Annotated in this window: 16 protein-coding genes and 1 tRNA gene; 8 read left to right on the top strand and 9 right to left on the bottom strand. The window is 70.3% G+C overall.

From position 1 onward, the window contains the following. Positions 1-172: 172 nt before the first annotated feature. The 5 genes from GOY17_RS00440 to GOY17_RS00420 all read left to right on the top strand — a co-directional run bounded on the left by GOY17_RS00440 (position 173) and on the right by GOY17_RS00420 (position 5,165). Positions 173-1,117: a DMT family transporter gene (locus GOY17_RS00440; RefSeq protein ID WP_198173757.1), complete on the top strand. Its 945-nt coding sequence runs from the start codon at positions 173-175 to the stop codon at positions 1,115-1,117. 16 nt (positions 1,118-1,133) lie between these two features. Further along, a complete protein-coding gene (locus GOY17_RS00435; protein WP_157028848.1) occupies positions 1,134-2,108 on the top strand; it encodes a threonine ammonia-lyase in 975 nt (324 codons plus the stop codon). A 187-nt stretch (positions 2,109-2,295) separates the two neighbouring features. Beyond that, complete coding sequence (locus GOY17_RS00430) at positions 2,296-3,027, top strand: V4R domain-containing protein (protein ID WP_198173756.1); 732 nt, start codon at positions 2,296-2,298, stop codon at positions 3,025-3,027. 144 nt (positions 3,028-3,171) lie between these two features. After that, positions 3,172-3,597, top strand: coding sequence for a ketosteroid isomerase-related protein (locus GOY17_RS00425; protein ID WP_115843310.1), 426 nt, complete (start codon positions 3,172-3,174; stop codon positions 3,595-3,597). An 83-nt stretch (positions 3,598-3,680) separates the two neighbouring features. Further along, positions 3,681-5,165 carry an ArnT family glycosyltransferase gene (locus GOY17_RS00420; RefSeq protein WP_157028846.1) on the top strand — a complete coding sequence of 495 codons (1,485 nt, stop codon included), beginning with the start codon at positions 3,681-3,683 and terminating at the stop codon, positions 5,163-5,165. A 9-nt stretch (positions 5,166-5,174) separates the two neighbouring features. Here the strand turns inward: GOY17_RS00420 and GOY17_RS00415 are convergent, their stop codons facing one another. The 7 genes from GOY17_RS00415 to bioB all read right to left on the bottom strand — a co-directional run bounded on the left by GOY17_RS00415 (position 5,175) and on the right by bioB (position 11,441). Next, on the bottom strand, positions 5,175-5,771 hold the full coding sequence (locus GOY17_RS00415; protein ID WP_157028845.1) for a hypothetical protein: 597 nt from the start codon (positions 5,769-5,771) through the stop codon (positions 5,175-5,177). A 70-nt stretch (positions 5,772-5,841) separates the two neighbouring features. Then, entirely contained in the window at positions 5,842-6,834 is a 993-nt protein-coding gene (locus GOY17_RS00410; RefSeq protein ID WP_157028844.1) for a multidrug resistance efflux transporter family protein, read from the bottom strand. After that, positions 6,831-7,751: a malonyl-ACP O-methyltransferase BioC gene (gene bioC, locus GOY17_RS00405; protein ID WP_157028843.1), complete on the bottom strand. Its 921-nt coding sequence runs from the start codon at positions 7,749-7,751 to the stop codon at positions 6,831-6,833. Before bioC ends, GOY17_RS00410 begins: the two co-directional genes overlap by 4 nt. Before the next feature lie 162 nt (positions 7,752-7,913). Beyond that, entirely contained in the window at positions 7,914-8,687 is a 774-nt protein-coding gene (bioH, locus tag GOY17_RS00400; protein WP_157028842.1) for a pimeloyl-ACP methyl ester esterase BioH, read from the bottom strand. A 58-nt stretch (positions 8,688-8,745) separates the two neighbouring features. Then, complete coding sequence (locus GOY17_RS00395; protein ID WP_157028841.1) at positions 8,746-9,150, bottom strand: ACT domain-containing protein; 405 nt, start codon at positions 9,148-9,150, stop codon at positions 8,746-8,748. After that, positions 9,147-10,370 (bottom strand): 8-amino-7-oxononanoate synthase, encoded by a 1,224-nt coding sequence (gene bioF, locus GOY17_RS00390; protein WP_115843044.1) that lies wholly within the window; start codon positions 10,368-10,370, stop codon positions 9,147-9,149. Before bioF ends, GOY17_RS00395 begins: the two co-directional genes overlap by 4 nt. 18 nt (positions 10,371-10,388) lie before the next feature. Then, positions 10,389-11,441 carry a biotin synthase BioB gene (gene bioB / locus GOY17_RS00385; protein ID WP_157028840.1) on the bottom strand — a complete coding sequence of 351 codons (1,053 nt, stop codon included), beginning with the start codon at positions 11,439-11,441 and terminating at the stop codon, positions 10,389-10,391. Positions 11,442-11,490: 49 nt separating this feature from the next. Between bioB and GOY17_RS00380 the strand changes: the two genes are divergently transcribed. Continuing rightward, positions 11,491-12,219, top strand: a complete 729-nt coding sequence (locus GOY17_RS00380; protein ID WP_157031532.1) for a ComF family protein — start codon at positions 11,491-11,493, stop codon at positions 12,217-12,219. A gap of 49 nt (positions 12,220-12,268) precedes the next feature. Here the strand turns inward: GOY17_RS00380 and GOY17_RS00375 are convergent, their stop codons facing one another. After that, positions 12,269-12,769 carry a Rid family hydrolase gene (locus tag GOY17_RS00375; RefSeq protein ID WP_157028839.1) on the bottom strand — a complete coding sequence of 167 codons (501 nt, stop codon included), beginning with the start codon at positions 12,767-12,769 and terminating at the stop codon, positions 12,269-12,271. Between the two features lie 233 nt (positions 12,770-13,002). On the opposite strand from GOY17_RS00375, the gene GOY17_RS00370 reads away from it, so the two are divergent. Next, positions 13,003-13,554: an HdeD family acid-resistance protein gene (locus GOY17_RS00370; protein ID WP_157028838.1), complete on the top strand. Its 552-nt coding sequence runs from the start codon at positions 13,003-13,005 to the stop codon at positions 13,552-13,554. A 12-nt stretch (positions 13,555-13,566) separates the two neighbouring features. Here GOY17_RS00370 and ubiA read toward each other — a convergent pair whose 3' ends face one another. Continuing rightward, positions 13,567-14,475 carry a 4-hydroxybenzoate octaprenyltransferase gene (gene ubiA / locus GOY17_RS00365; RefSeq protein ID WP_157028837.1) on the bottom strand — a complete coding sequence of 303 codons (909 nt, stop codon included), beginning with the start codon at positions 14,473-14,475 and terminating at the stop codon, positions 13,567-13,569. A 156-nt stretch (positions 14,476-14,631) separates the two neighbouring features. On the opposite strand from ubiA, the gene GOY17_RS00360 reads away from it, so the two are divergent. Next, positions 14,632-14,708: transfer RNA gene (locus GOY17_RS00360), tRNA-Arg, on the top strand. The last annotated feature ends 45 nt before the right edge of the window (positions 14,709-14,753 follow it).

Below are 14,753 nucleotides of genomic sequence, written 5' to 3'. Positions count from 1 at the left end.
GGGGTGTGCCGCCAGCTTCCGGCCGGGGCTTTGAACTCGGCCTTAATTTTTCCGGCGCCGGGATGAAGGCGACGACGGCGTTCAGCGTAGTGGCGCGCGATCGCGCAAGGCGTGCATTGCCGGGCGTTTCGCGCGATGACAGCATGTCACGCCCTTCGCGACGGACGCGCCAATGAACCTGCATCGCGCCTCCGGCCAGTGGCGGCTGGGGCTGACGCTCACCCTGATCACCGCCGCATGCTGGGCCACGCTGCCGATCGCGTTGAAGCTGGTGCTGCAGGTGCTCGATCCGATCACGCTGACCTGGTTCCGCTTCCTAGTCGCGGCGCTGGTCACCGGCGCGTGGCTCGGGATGCGTGGCCGACTGGGCGGCTATCGCGCGCTGCATGGCCGAGGCTGGACGATGTTGTTCGTCGCCGCGCTGATGCTGGTGGGCAACTACGTCTTCTACCTGCTGGGCGTGCAGCACACCACGCCGGCGAACGCGCAGCTGCTGATCCAGCTCGCGCCGCTGCTGATGGCGCTGGGCGGGATCTGGGTGTTCGGCGAGCGGTTCCGCGCCGCGCAATGGCTGGGCCTGGCGCTGCTGGTTGCGGGCATGGCGCTGTTCTTCGCCGACCAGCTCGCCGCGAGCGCGAAGGCGCCCGGTTACGTGCTCGGTTCGGCGCTGGTGATCGTCGGCGCCGTCGTGTGGGCGATCTACGCGCTGCTGCAGAAGCAGCTGCTGGTGCGGCTGGGGTCGATGCAGATCCTGTGGTTCATCTACGTCTTCGCGAGCCTGGCGCTGCTGCCGTTCGCGCATCCGGCGCAGCTGCTGCGGCTCGACGGGCTGCACTGGGCGCTGCTCGCCTACTGCGCCTTCAACACGATCGGTGCGTACGGCGCCTTCGCCGAAGCGCTCGCGCACTGGGAAGCCTCGCGCGTGTCGGCGATCCTCGCGACCACGCCGCTGCTGTGCATCGCCGCGGCGACGGCCGTACACGCACTGTGGCCGCAGTGGCTGGCGCCCGAACGCATCACGCCGCTGGGCTGGCTCGGCGCGGGGCTGGTCGTCGCCGGCTCGGCCGCGGTGAGCCTGCTCAACGCACGCGCGCCTTCGCCTGCGAAAACCCCATAAGTCCTACCATCGCCCCATGAACGACATCGCCCACGTGACGCCCACCTTCGAAGACGTCCTCGCCGCCGCCGCGCGCATCGCGCCGCACGCGCACGCGACGCCCGTGCTGCGTTCGCGCACGCTCGACGCGCTGGCCGGCTGCGAGCTGCACCTCAAGGCCGAACACCTCCAGCGCGCGGGCGCCTTCAAGTTCCGCGGCGCGTGCAATGCGATCTGGTCGCTCGACGAGGCCACCGCCACGCGCGGCGTGGTCACGCATTCGTCGGGCAACCACGGCGCGGCGCTGGCGCTGGCGGCACGCACGCGCGGCGTCGCCTGCCACGTCGCCGTGCCGGAAGGCGCGGTCGCGGCGAAGCTCGCCGCCATCGAGGCCTACGGCGCGACGCTGCACCGGTGCGCGGCGACCATCGCCGCCCGCGAAGCCCGCACCACCGAACTGCAGGCGCAGCTCGGCGCCGAACTCGTGCACCCGTACACCGATCCGCGCGTGATCGCCGGCCAGGGCACGGCCGCACTGGAACTGCTGTGCACGCCGGAGCGCTTCGACGCGATCGTCGTGCCGGTGGGCGGCGGCGGCCTCGCTTCGGGCACCGCGCTGAGCGTCGCAGCGCGTTCGCCCGGCACGCGGCTCTACCTGGCCGAACCGGCCGGCGCGGCAGAAACCTTCGCGTCGCTGGCGAAGGGCCAGCGCGTCACCCACTTCACCCCCGAGACCGTCTGCGACGGCCTGCGCGGCACGCTGGGCGAGATCAATTTCCGCATGCTCCGCGACCACGGCGCGCAGGTGCTGACGGTCGAAGACGCCGACACCGTCGCGGCGATGCGCCTGTTCTGGCAGCGGACCAAGCAGATCGTAGAGCCGTCGTCCGCCGTGACCCTGGCCGCCATCCTGAAGCACGCCCCGCTGTTCGCCGGCCAGCGCGTCGGCGTCGTGCTGTCGGGCGGCAACGTCGATCCGGATGCCCTGCCGGCGCTGTTCGGACGCGCCTGATGCGGGCACTGGGCGCCGCCCCGGCGCCTTGCTTTTTGTGATGGATTGACCAGAATCACTTTGCCGTTTCTGGCGTAAGCCGGCGACGACCGTGTCGCCGAGCGCGGTGCCGGATGGGGATCCGGCACCCATGACCCGCGGGCGCACGAACGCAGACATCGGGCCATGGGGGTGGCGGATGGTGGACGTGGAATTCCGCGTGGTCTCCGACCGCCGGGAGGGCCTGCTGTTGACGCTCGGCCAGGCGGTAATCGCCCATGGCTTCACGCTGCTGCGCCAGCGCATGGCCGGCGGTGAGGACGGTGTCGTGCTGACGATGCTGGTGCGCGGCCCGCAGCAGAACCTCGCCACGCTCGAGGAATGCGTGGCCACGCATCCGCTGGTCACGTCCTTCGAAGCCACGCGACCCGACGCGGCTCCCGTCGAAAGGCCGCCATCGATCACCCACCACCGCTGTGCGGCGACGCCGCCCTGCGCGGCCGATTCGCGTCGCATCGAGGCGCTCGTGCCGCAGCTCACGCACGACTACCCGAACATCTTCGTCGCGCTGCTCGAACTGGAACGCGAACTTCCCGAGGCGCATCGCGAACTCGCGCTGAGCGAACTCGGCCACCGCATCGGCGCGTGGGTGCAGGCGCGCGATTTCGCGGGCGTGGAGACGACCTCCACCTGCGATGCCATCCGCCGCATCGCGTTGCCGGCGATGCGCCAGATCGTGCAGGCACAACTGCAGGGCGAGGCGCTGCACGTGAGCGACAGCCCCTTCTGCCGGCGCGGCGAACACGGCCCGTGCTGCCATTTCCTGCGCGGCATGCTCGGCGGGCTGCTCGCCGGCAGCGCGCAGCCGATGCTTGTGGTCGAGACGCGTTGCCGCAATGACGGCGCCGACATCTGCGCGTTCGCGTTCCGCACTGCGTGACTCGAGGCGCGGCGTGCAGGCGGCGTGAAGACGTCGCCGCACGCGCGCTTTATGGCGAACGTCACGGTCGGGCCCGCGTGGGCGCCGGCTATCATGGCGCTCCCGCCGCGCTCGCCGGCGCCTGTGGTCCCGCAAGGACTCGCGATGAAGATCGACGGCACCCGCACCAACGACCGCGCCACGGAACTGATCCTGGCCTACTACGCCGCGTTCAATCGCGCCGACTGGGACGGCATGGTCGCGCTGCTGGGCGAAAACGTGGTGCACGATCTCAACCAGGGCCCGCGCGAAACCGGCCGCGAGGCGTTCTCGGCGTTCCTGCAGCGCATGCACCGCAGCTATCGCGAGCAGCTCCACGACATCGTGGTGATGGTCTCGCCCGATGGCGCGCGCGCCGCGGCCGAGTACATCGTGCACGGCGAATACCTCGCCGACGACAGCGGCCTGCCGCCGGCGCGCGGACAGAAGTACGTGCTGCCGGGCGGCGCGTTCTTCGAACTGCGCGACGGCCGCATCCACCGCATCAGCAATTACTACAACCTCGAAGACTGGATCGCGCAGGTGCGCTGACGCGCCGTCGGTGGCACCGCTTTCCGACGCGCCGCCGACAAAACCGCCGCTAGCCTGAATCCGGTTTACCTTCGGGCGGGCCCATGCACCGGATCCTGCGATCGCCTGCGCTGTGGACCGCCGCACTGGCGACGGTGCTGGCGCTGATGTTCCTGGGCTCGCGCGGCATCTGGGATCCCGACGAGGGCCGCTACACCAACGTCGCGCTCAACATGCTCGACAGCGGCGACTGGCTCAATCCGCGCCGCAACGACGAGATCGGCCACTGGACCAAGCCGCCGCTCACGTACTGGGCCATCGCGTCCAGCATCATGGTCTTCGGCACCAACACCTGGGCGGCGCGGCTGCCGGCAGCGTTGTCGTACCTGCTGTGCACGTGGCTCGCGTGGCGCATCGCGGCGCGGCTCGCGCCGGGTTCGCAGCAGTCGGCCGCCATCGTCTACGCGACGATGCTGCTGCCGTTCGGCGCATCGCAGATGATCACCACCGACTACCTGCTCAGCGCCTGCATCGCGCTGGCGATGTGGGCGTTCGTCGAAGCGCGCTTCTCGGCCACACCGCATCCGAGGCGCTGGATCGCGCTGATGTGGATCGCGCTCGCGCTGGCATTCGTGACGAAGGGCCCGGCGGGGCTGCTACCACTGCCGGTCGTGCTGCTGTTCGATTTCCTCATGCCCGGGCGACGCGATCACCGCGTCCTGCAATGGTCCGGATTGGTGCTGTTCGCGGTGCTCGCGCTGCCGTGGTACGTCGCGGTATTCCATGGCAATCCGGGGCTGTTCGAGTATTTCGTCGGCGACGAACTCGTCAATCGCGTGACGACGAACGAGTTCGGGCGCCACGGCGAGTGGTACGGCTGGATCGAGATCTACGTCCCTACGCTCATCGTCGGCACGCTGCCGTGGACGCCAACGCTGTGGCGCTGGACGCGCCGACTGCCGGCGATGGTGCGTCCGTGGTGGCGCGATCCGCAGCGACGCCAGCGCGACGCGCACTGGTTGCTGCTCGCGCTGTGGCTGCTGCTGCCGCTGGCGGTGTGCGTGTTCGCGCGTTCGCGCATGCCGCTGTACCTGCTGCCGCTGTTTGTGCCGATCGCGGTCATCATCGCGTTGCAACGGACAAGCGAAGGACGCGCCCTGCCCTCATGGCCGAAGCTGATCGCGTGGGCCGCCGTGCTGCTGGCAGCGAAGGTCGCCGCCTCGTACTGGCCCACGCACAAGAATGCCGAGGCTTGGGCGCATGCGATCGTCGAACGCGCGCCCGGTCCGATCCACGAGATCGTTTTCGTCGAGGACATGGCGCGTTACGGGCTGCACCTGGAACTCGGTCGCGGCACGGAGATCGAGAAGATCTCGCTCGACACGCTGCACGAGCCGCGATTCAACCCGCAGTACGACGAGCCCCTCGCCGTCGAACTGGGCGAACACGAGCACGGCGTGGTGTGGGTGACCAAGCAGAGCGACTGGCCCGTCGTGCGCGAACGCATCGAAGGCTACGGTTATCGCGCGATCCTGCTGGGCACGCCGTTCGAGCGGCGCGTGATGTTCCGCGTCGAACCGCAGCGCTGAAACATCGCCTCAGCGCTGCGCGCCGGCGCCGAGCGACAGGTAGTCGATGCCCTGGCTCAACAGCAGGCGCATCACCGATGCGCGTTCGCCGACCGGGCGCGAGGCCATCGCATCGATCAGCAAGCCGACCGAACGACAACGTGCGTCATGGTCGCCGCCGTTGAGCCCGGCAAGGAATCCGTCGTTGAGCAGCGCCGCGCGTACGCCGGCGGCCTTCAGCGCCTGCGTCGCGACATTCGCGTCGTACGGCTGGCGCGGGCTCTGCGCGGCGGTGAGGAAGAAATTCGTCGCCGCATCGGCGAAGCGTCTGCGGCTCTGCTCGCTCAGCTGCGAGGCGATCTGGTTGTAACCGTCGAGACTGCGCTGCGCATCGGGATCGAACAGCGCACACAGCGTGCGCGCATCCTGCGGCGTCTGCGCACTGGCGTGCACGGCCTGGAAGAGCCCGTCGACGCTCGAATCGGGCGCGCGCATCAGCAGTTCGCGGCTGTCGGCCATCAACGCGCCGGGATCGAAGCCCCAGCTGCTGAAGTCCTGCGCCAACGCGGGAACGGTCGCGACCGCCAGCAGCAAGCCTGCGGCAAGGGTGAGCGGGGGTCTGGCCATGTCGTCGCGATGCCGTCGGAGGATGGGCCGATCGTAGGACGTGGCGGCTGAACGACGTTGCCGTCGCGGACTATGCCCCGCGATCGCCCGACGCCTCGTCCACGGCGCGCGCATCGCCGGCGCTCGAGCGGGCGGCGACGATGCTGAACACCACGATGCCGATCACGACGAGCACCGCACCCGCCAACGCGCGGCCCTGCGGCCAGGCCTCGCCGAGCCACAGCACGCCGATCAGCGTGGCGAACAGGATTTCCGCCGCCTGCATCGCTTCGGCGGCGGCGAGCGCGGTCGGGTTGCTTCGCACCATGCCGGTCGCCTGGAAGAACAGCACCGTCGCGATCACGCCCGCGCCGAGCGCGACGCCCGCGGCGAACGACACCTGCCCCAGCGGCGGCGGGCCGACCTTCGCCAGCGTGATCGCCGCGACCGCCCACCACATCGGCTGGCTCGCCAGCGTCATGCCGAACACGCGCTGCGTGGCGTTGAGCTCGACGCCGCTGCGCTCCAGGTGGAGCAGCAGGCCGCGATTGCCGAGCGGATAGGCAAAGGCCGAGATCGCAACCAGCACCAGCGCGATCCAGCCGTCGCGATCGAGCGAACCGCCGCCGTGACCGAACTGCAGCAGCAGCACGCCGGCGACGACGAGCAGTCCCGTCGCGAGTGCGGGCATCGGCACGCGCGCGCGTTTGTCGCGATAGAGGAACGGCGCGCACAGCATTCCCGCGATGACGGTGAGCTGGAACGTGCCGGCGATCAGCCAGGACGGCCCGCTCGACGCGGCGTAGCTCAGGCACAGGTAGAACAGCACGAAGCCGATGCCGCTCCACAGCAGCCACGGCCCGGGATGCGCGCGGATCGCCCGCCACACCGGCGCAACCCCACCTTGCCACGGCATCACGGGCAGCAGCAGCGGCAAGGTGATGAGGTAGCGCAGGCACGCCGTCCATGCCCAGTAGCCTCCCTCGGTCGCGGCGGCGCGGTTGAGCACGTACGTGCAGGTGAAGAAGAACGCAGACGCGAGCGCGATGGCGACCGCCGCCAGCGCCGTGCTGCGCGCCTTCACGAACGCTTCCGCACCGGGATGCCGTGCGCCGGCACGCGCACTTCGTCGACGCCGCCGACGCGGATCGGCGTGCCCGGCTGCGGGCCCCACGCGTGCGCGTAGATCACTTCCCACGTCGCCGGCAGCCGGCCATCGCGGCGCCACGGTTCGTAGGCCTGCGCGGCGCGCGCGAAACGCGAGCGGCCGGTGAGGCTGCGGCGACGGTCGTGCATGGCGTTCGTCGCGCCCAGCGTGCGTAGTTCGCGCATCAGGCCGGCGAGATCGTCGTGGCCGAGCACGAACTCGTCGCGATCGAGCACGGGATTCTTGAAGCCCGCCGCGATCAGCGCATCGCCGAACTGCGCGATCGACGCGAACGGGCTCACGTGCGGCGCGTTGTCGGCCTGCGCGAACGCATCGCGCAGTTCGTGCAGCGTGTCCGGGCCGAAGGTCGACACCAGCAGCAGGCCGTCGGGCTTGAGCACGCGACGGAAACCGGCGAAGACCGCCGGCAGGTCCTCGACCCATTGCAGGCACAGGTTGGAGAACAGGATGTCGACGCTCGCGTCGCGCAGCGGCAACGCGCGCGCGTCGGCGCACAGCCAGTCGGGACGGCGCGCGACGCCGGGCAGGAACGATGGCAGCCAGCCGCCCGCGTGGCCGCGCGCTTCGCGCAGCATGGGCTGGGCGAGGTCGATGCCGACGACGTGCGCCTTCTGCCAGCGCTTCTGCATCGCGGCGGCCGCGTGGCCGGGCCCGCAGCCCACGTCGACGACCAGCTGCGGCGGCGCACGGTTCAGCGCCGGATCGTCGAGGTAGTCGAGCTGTTCCATCAGGCGCGAGGCCACTTCGCGCTGCAGCGCGGACGCGTCGTCGTAGTGGTGCGCGGCGCGCGAGAAGGCGCGGCGGACCTGGCGGTGGTCGAAGGTGTCGGTCATTTTTCTGATTTGACCCGTGTGGTACGCGGCGGGTCGTCTGCTTTTCCTCCCTCCCCTTCAAGGGGAGGGCCGGGGTGGGGATGGTGTCGCTTTCCAGGCGACACGTCACGGGCGGGGACCATCCCCACCCAACCCTCCCCTTGAAGGGGAGGGCTCCTGCTGTCACGCCGGCGCGGTCACCGCGCGCATGAACGCATCGATCTGCGCGGCGACCTCATCGGCGGCGCCCAGGAACGGCGCGTGTCCCGCATTTCCGATGACGATGCTGCGTGCGCCCGGCGTCATCGTCGCGGCGGCGGGCATCGCGCCGGCGGGAATCAGGCGGTCGCGGCGGCCGGAGATCCACAGACTCGGCACGCGCAACTGCGGCAATTCGTCGCGAAGGTCGAGGCGATCGAGCAACACCAGGCCTTCCTGCAGCGCGCGCGGAGCCGGTTCGCCGCGCTCGAAGGCCTGCGCCTTCAGGCTGCGGAGTTCCTCCTGCGCGTAGCTCGAACCCAGCGCCTCCAGCGCGAGGAAGCCTTCCAGCGTGCCGCGGAAATCGCGGCCCAGCGCCTCGCCGAAATCGCGGAACAGGCTCTGCTTGACGCCATGCGGCCAGCCTTCGTCGATCACGAAGCGCGGCGAGGAGGCGATCATCACCAGCCCGCGCACGTCTTCCGGGAAATCCAGCGCGGCGCGCAACGCGAACTGCCCGCCCAGCGACCAGCCGAGCCATACGGCGTCCGGGACGCGCGCGATGAGCTGCGGCGCGAGCGCTTCGGGCGACAGCGGCGTGGCATCGTCGCGCGCGCGGCCGTGGCCGGGCAGGTCGATCAGGTGGAGCGTGTAGCGATCCTGGAGGCGTTCAACCAGCGGCGCGAACAACCCGCCGTGCATGGCCCAGCCGTGGATCAGTGCCAGCGCGGGACCCTGCCCGCGCGTTTCGATGTACATGGAGCAAGCCGTTGGGGGATGGCCGATGGGGATGGAGTGGAGCGTGTTGCCTGCAGTGCTATTCGGCGCCGTCCCGGGCGAGGTCGGCCAGCACCGCCAGTGCGTCGTCGCGGCGATCGGCCGGGACCAGCAGGTGGTCGTGATGGAAGCCGGCGAGCACGTTGCAGGCGATGCCGCGCCGCGCCAGCGCGGAGGCGAAGGCGGCGGTCAGTCCAACCGCGTCCAGCGCCGAATGCACGCCCAGCGTCAGCCAGGCGGCCCGGAAATCGTAAGGCAGGCCGCGCGCGTCGGCGACCTCGCAGGGCAGGACGTAGGTGACGCCCTCGTCCTCGGTGACCATGGCGAGCGCGAGCGAGGCCAGGGTCGGATCGGGTGCGGGGCGCGCGACGAAGGCGAACTGGCCCGCCCGCGCCGTGACGTTCAGCGTGGCGAGCAGGCGCGCAAGGTCGCGCTCGCCGCTCATCGCGCCAGCACGGCCTCGCGCCGGGCGGTCTCGACCAGGCCCAGGCGGATGCGTTCGCGCGATTTCGCCATCGCTTCGACGAGACCGTCGACGTCGGCCACGCCGTGCAGCGCCGAGAGCGTCACGCGCAGGCGCGCGCGACCTTCAGGCACCGTCGGCGGACGGATCGCGGCGACCCAGTAGCCCGCCTGTTCCAGCCCGGCGGCCATCGCCAGCGCCGTGTCGTCGTCGCCGCAGATCACCGGCTGGATCGCCGTCTGCGAATCCATCAGCTCCAGGCCGGCGCGCTGCGCGCGCTCGCGGAAGCGGCCGATCAGCTCGTCGAGCTTGGTGCGGCGCCAATGTTCGGCGCGCGCCAGCTTCACCGCCGCGAGCGATGCAGCGGCCTGCGCCGGCGGCAGCGCGGTGGTGTAGATGTAGGAACGCGCGGTTTCGGAAAGATGTTGGATGAGGTCGGCATCGCCGGCGACGACCGCGCCGTAGCCGCCCAGCGCCTTGCCCAGCGTCGCCAGCTGCAGCGGGACGTCGTTCGCGCCGAGCTTGCTTGCCGCGACGCTGCCGCGCCCGTCCGGGCCGACCACGCCGATGCCGTGGGCGTCGTCGACGTACAGCAGCGCCTTCTGCACGCGCGCCACGAGCGCGAGTTCGCGCAGCGGGGCGATGTCGCCGTCCATGCTGAACACGCCGTCGGTGGCGAGCATCGCCGCACCCTCCGGCATGCTGCGCAGCTGGCGGATCGCGCCTTCGGCGTCGGCGTGCGGATAGCGGCGCAGGCGGCAACCGGCCAGGCGCGCGGCGTCGATCAGGCTGGCGTGGTTGAGGCGGTCCTGCACGCAGACGTCCTCGTCGCCGAGCAGCGCCTGCACGACGGCGAGGTTCGCCAGGTACCCGCTGCCGAACAGCAGCGCGCGCGGCGTGCCAAGCCAGTCGGCGACTTCGCGCTCCAGCGCGTCGTGAAGCTGGTGATGGCCGCAGACCAGGTGCGAGCCGACGCCGCCGGCGCCCTCGCGCGAGGCCGCATCCTGCAGCGCGCCGACCACGGCGAAATGCTGCGACAGGCCGAGGTAATCGTTGCCGCAGAAATTCAGCAGGGAGCGGCCGTCGACGAGGCAGCGCGCGCCGTCGCGCAGGGTGACGGTGCGACGCACGCGCACCCTCGAGCTCGCTTCGCGCTGCGCGCGGGCGGCCTCGATGCGGTCACGCCAGCCCGGGCGGCTCATGGCTGCACCGGCAGGCCATCACGCGGCGCAGTGGTGCGCCGCTTCGACGATGTCGGCATGGACGGTCTCCCCTTGTTCGACCACGGGCATCGGACGCAAGCCCAGTCGGTCGAACAATGCCATATCGCGCTCGGTGTCGGGATTACCGGTCGTCAGCAATTTCTCGCCGTAGAAGATGGAATTCGCGCCGGCGAGGAAGCACAGCGCCTGCAGCTCGTCGCTCATCGATTCGCGCCCGGCCGACAGGCGCACCATCGAGCGCGGCATCAGGATCCGCGCAACTGCGACGGTGCGCACAAATTCGAAGGGGTCCAGCAGCTCGGTGCCGGCCAGCGGCGTGCCTTCCACCTGCACCAGGCGGTTGATCGGCACCGAATCCGGGTGCGCCGGCAGGTTCGCCAGCGTCTGCAGCAGGCCGGCGCGCTGGTCGCGGCGCTCGCCCATGCCGACGATGCCGCCGCAGCAGGTCTTCATGCCGGCGTCGCGCACGTGCGAGAGCGTGTCCAGGCGGTCCTGCATCTCGCGCGTGTGGATGATGGCGTTGTAGTACTCGGGCGCGGTGTCCAGGTTGTGGTTGTAGTAGTCGAGCCCGGCGTCCTTGAGCGCACGCGCCTGGTCGGCCGAGAGCATGCCGAGCGTGGCGCAGGTCTCCAGGCCTAGCGATTTCACCTCGGAAATCATCGCGGCGACCTTCGGAATATCCCGATCCTTGGGCGAGCGCCACGCCGCGCCCATGCAGAAGCGGCTGGCGCCGGCGGCCTTGGCCTGGCGGGCCTTCTCCAACACCGCCTCGGTGCTCATCAGCTTGGTCGCCTCCACGCCCGTGTGGTAGCGCGCAGCCTGCGGGCAGTAGCCGCAGTCCTCCGGGCAGCCGCCGGTCTTGATCGACAGCAGCGTGCTGACCTGCACCTCGGCCGGATCGAAGTTGGCGCGGTGCACGGAGGCCGCACGGTGCAGCAGCTCCGGGAATGGCAGGTCGAACAGCGCGCGGACTTCGGCGCGGGACCAGTCGTGGCGGAGGTCGCCGGCGGGGGAGGACTCGACGACAGGAATCTGGCTGACAGCAGGCATGGCGGAATTCCGATGTTTTCGGCGAGACAGGCCCGGCAGTCTGGAAACCATGCCCGACCCTGTCAACCAAACTGCTGCGCACGGAGTTTACGGCTGGACGTCGCGGGTGTTCGATCGTCTGCTGCCGTCGCGGTGTCTGGTCTGCAGCGAACGCGGATCGATCGGTCGCGATCTGTGTCCTACGTGCTGCGAAGGCCTGCCGTGGCTGACGACGTCCTGCGCCCGATGCGCCCTGCCGCTCGGGATCGACGCCGAGCTCTGCGGCGACTGCCTGTGCCGGCCGCCCCCGCAAACCGTCACGCGGGCGGCCTTCGTGTATCGCACGCCGCTGGATCGCCTCCTGCCGCGCGCCAAGTTCCATGGCGACCTCGCGGGGTTGCGGCTGCTTTCGACGCTGATGCGCGACAGCCTCCGAGACGCGGAACGGCCGGAGGCGCTGGCGCCCATCCCGCTGCACCTAGACCGCCTGCGACGGCGCGGCTACGACCAGGCGCTGGAACTGGCGCGACCGCTCGCGCGACGGCTCGGCGTGCCGCTCCGCGACGACCTGCTTCGGCGCGTGCGGGCGACGGCAGCGCAGTCACGCCTCGCCGCGGGCGCGCGTCGCCGCAACCTGCGCGGGGCGTTCGAGGTCCGGGCGAGCGCATCGCTGCCGGCGCACGTCGCGTTGGTCGATGACGTGATGACGACCGGCGCGACGGCGCGGTCGGCGGCGCTCGCGCTGCGCCGTGCCGGCGTGCAGCGCGTCGACGTGTGGGTGTGTGCGCGTGTGCCGTGATCGCTGCGGATCGCCGGATCGCGCTGGCATCGAGATGCCGGTGCTGGCGCTACTTCGCCGCCGGCACCGGGATCGAAGCCTTCGCCTTCGCGCCGGATCCAATGATCGCCTCGGCCCGGATCTCCATCGGCGCGTCCTTCGAGAACAGCGCCGTCGTGCCCACGGCCGTCCATGCGGGGTAGTGATCCTTGAAGAACTCGCGGTGCACTTTCAGCACGGGCTCGACGCGCTTGCGGAAATCGTCGTGATCGCGCGAGACATGGAAGCTCTGCAGCTCGACGACGTCCTCCATCGTCGCGCCCGCCTTTTCCAGATGCGCCTTCAACTGCTGGAACGCCCAGCGGATCTTCGCCTCGTCGGTCTCGCCTTCCGACGCTGGAATGCCCGACACGATCACGCGATCGCCGACGCGGAGCACGGGCGTGTAGTGCAGCCCGTGGTACGAGCCCTCCCAGCCCGGCGGCGCGAAGTGCTCGCGCGCGGGCGCTGTCTGCGCAGCAGCATTCGTCGCGACAAGGCAGAGGAACAACGGCAGGCACGTACGACGCATGGCGAACTCCAGGCGGGTTGGACGCCGCGATTGCAGCACCCGGGAACGGCCGCCGGCAGTGCCGTTCGGCGGAACGTTCGAGCGCGCCCAATGTCGACGCCCCCGTTACGCCGCTCGTCGCGACACACGGCAGGGTCCATCCCGTCACCCGATCTTCACCCGGCGGCGACCCTTGCGCGGTCACGCTCCGCCGGAACCCGGACCACGGTGACCTCAGGGTCGAGGAGCGCGTCATGAACGCAGGTCTGTTGAGGATGGTGGGTCGCAGTTGGTGGGTGCTGGTGCTGTACGGCGTGATCGGCGTGCTGTTCGGCATCGCCGCGCTCCTCTGGCCGGCGAAGACGGCCGTCGCGATCGCATGGGCCTTCGGCGTGATGGCCATCGCGGAAGGCGTGCTCAGCCTGCTCGCGCTGTTCGACCGCAACGTGTCGGTATCGAAGGGATGGCTGGTGCTGTATGCGCTCGCCTCGCTCGTCTTCGGCGTGCTGGCGGTGTCCAACCCCGTCGCCACCGCCGGCGTGCTGCTGCTGTTCCTCGCCGCGTGGCTGCTCGTCGCCGGCATCTACCGCATCGTGCTGGCGATCCGCATCCGCAAGGCGATCACCGGCGAATGGATGATCGCGCTCAGCGGCGTGCTCGCCATCGTGCTGGCGGTGCTGTTCGTGATGCGGCCGGCCGCGGGGCTGGTAACGGTGGCGCTGTGGATCGGCGTGGCCGCGCTGATCTACGGGGTGCTGCAGATCGTGGCCGGGCTGCGGATGCGCAAGCTCGCCGAGGCGCTCTGACGACCGGACGACTTACGCCGCCGGCCCGCGCAACGCGAAGTCGGCGGCGATGCCGGCGAAGATCGCCAATCCGACCCAATGGTTGTGCAGGAACGCGCGGAAGCACGCCGCGCGGTCGCGCGTCCGGGCGATGACGAATTCGTACACCACCAGCGCGGCGGCGATGGCGAGGCCGATCCAGTAGTACGCGCCCATCGACGCGCGCTGGCCGACGAAGACCAGCGCCACGAAGAACAGCGCGTACAGAACGCCCTGTGCGATCAGGTCCATCTCGCCGAACAGGATCGCCGTGGACTTGCTGCCCATGCGCAGGTCGTCCTCGCGATCGACCATCGCGTACCAGGTGTCGTACGCGGTGGACCACACGATGTTGGCCGCGTAGAGCAGCCACGCCACGGGCGGCACTTCGCCCTGCACGGCGGCGAACGCCATCGGGATGCCCCAGCCGAACGAGAGGCCGAGGTACACCTGCGGCAGGTGCGTATACCGCTTGAGGTACGGATAGCTCGCGGCAAGCGCCACGCCGACGAAGCTCATCAGCACCGTCAGCCGGTTCAACGTGAGCACGAGCCCGAACGCCACCAGCATCAGCACCGCGAACAACGCCAGCGCTTCGCGGCCGCGCACCGCGCCGGTCGCGAGCGGGCGGTTCTTCGTCCGCTCGACGTGCGGGTCGAGCCAGCGGTCGGCGTAGTCGTTGATCACGCACCCGGCCGAGCGCGTCAGCCACACGCCGGCGCTGAACACGAACAGCGTCCACAGCGGCGGCACGCCGCGCGCGGCGATCCACAGGCCCCACCACGTCGGCCACAGCAACAGCAGCCAGCCGATGGGACGGTCGCCGCGCACGAGCTGCCAGTACAGCGCCAGTCGCGTTTTCCACGGGGAATCCGCGGGGGTTTGGAAGCGTTCGTAGCTCATGACGGGGGAATTTCGCGGAATGGGGAAGCGCGTTCGGCGACGTCGCCGCGGGAGCCGGGCCTCCGCCACCGCACGCCGGCGCGCTTTGCCGCTAGAATGCCAGCCCCGCTTGCTGCGACGTGATCTCGCGATCAGGCCGTATCGCGGGACATCCAGGCGCCCGTAGCTCAGCCGGATAGAGTAGTGGCTTCCGAAGCCATTGGTCGGGGGTTCGAATCCCTCCGGGCGCGCCATCTTACGCACCGTGCCGTCGTGGCCCGGTCGCGACGCGGCAGTCG

Origin of the sequence: Lysobacter soli (genome assembly GCF_009755585.1) — a bacterium.
Classification (GTDB): Bacteria; Pseudomonadota; Gammaproteobacteria; order Xanthomonadales; family Xanthomonadaceae; genus Lysobacter_J; species Lysobacter_J soli.
This window is presented reverse-complemented; position numbering and strand designations above follow the sequence as displayed.

Excerpts from the sequence above, each read along its gene's own strand:
- GOY17_RS00420 (WP_157028846.1), top strand. The coding sequence starts at position 3,681 with ATGCACCGGATCCTGCGATCGCCTGCGCTGTGGACCGCCGCACTGGCG.
- GOY17_RS00375 (WP_157028839.1), bottom strand. The coding sequence starts at position 12,769 with ATGCGTCGTACGTGCCTGCCGTTGTTCCTCTGCCTTGTCGCGACGAAT.
- GOY17_RS00435 (WP_157028848.1), top strand. The coding sequence starts at position 1,134 with ATGAACGACATCGCCCACGTGACGCCCACCTTCGAAGACGTCCTCGCC.
- bioB (WP_157028840.1), bottom strand. The coding sequence starts at position 11,441 with ATGCCTGCTGTCAGCCAGATTCCTGTCGTCGAGTCCTCCCCCGCCGGC.
- bioF (WP_115843044.1), bottom strand. The coding sequence starts at position 10,370 with ATGAGCCGCCCGGGCTGGCGTGACCGCATCGAGGCCGCCCGCGCGCAG.
- bioH (WP_157028842.1), bottom strand. The coding sequence starts at position 8,687 with ATGTACATCGAAACGCGCGGGCAGGGTCCCGCGCTGGCACTGATCCAC.
- bioC (WP_157028843.1), bottom strand. The coding sequence starts at position 7,751 with ATGACCGACACCTTCGACCACCGCCAGGTCCGCCGCGCCTTCTCGCGC.
- ubiA (WP_157028837.1), bottom strand. The coding sequence starts at position 14,475 with ATGAGCTACGAACGCTTCCAAACCCCCGCGGATTCCCCGTGGAAAACG.
- GOY17_RS00415 (WP_157028845.1), bottom strand. The coding sequence starts at position 5,771 with ATGGCCAGACCCCCGCTCACCCTTGCCGCAGGCTTGCTGCTGGCGGTC.
- GOY17_RS00380 (WP_157031532.1), top strand. The coding sequence starts at position 11,491 with ATGCCCGACCCTGTCAACCAAACTGCTGCGCACGGAGTTTACGGCTGG.
- GOY17_RS00370 (WP_157028838.1), top strand. The coding sequence starts at position 13,003 with ATGAACGCAGGTCTGTTGAGGATGGTGGGTCGCAGTTGGTGGGTGCTG.
- GOY17_RS00395 (WP_157028841.1), bottom strand. The coding sequence starts at position 9,150 with ATGAGCGGCGAGCGCGACCTTGCGCGCCTGCTCGCCACGCTGAACGTC.
- GOY17_RS00440 (WP_198173757.1), top strand. The coding sequence starts at position 173 with ATGAACCTGCATCGCGCCTCCGGCCAGTGGCGGCTGGGGCTGACGCTC.
- GOY17_RS00425 (WP_115843310.1), top strand. The coding sequence starts at position 3,172 with ATGAAGATCGACGGCACCCGCACCAACGACCGCGCCACGGAACTGATC.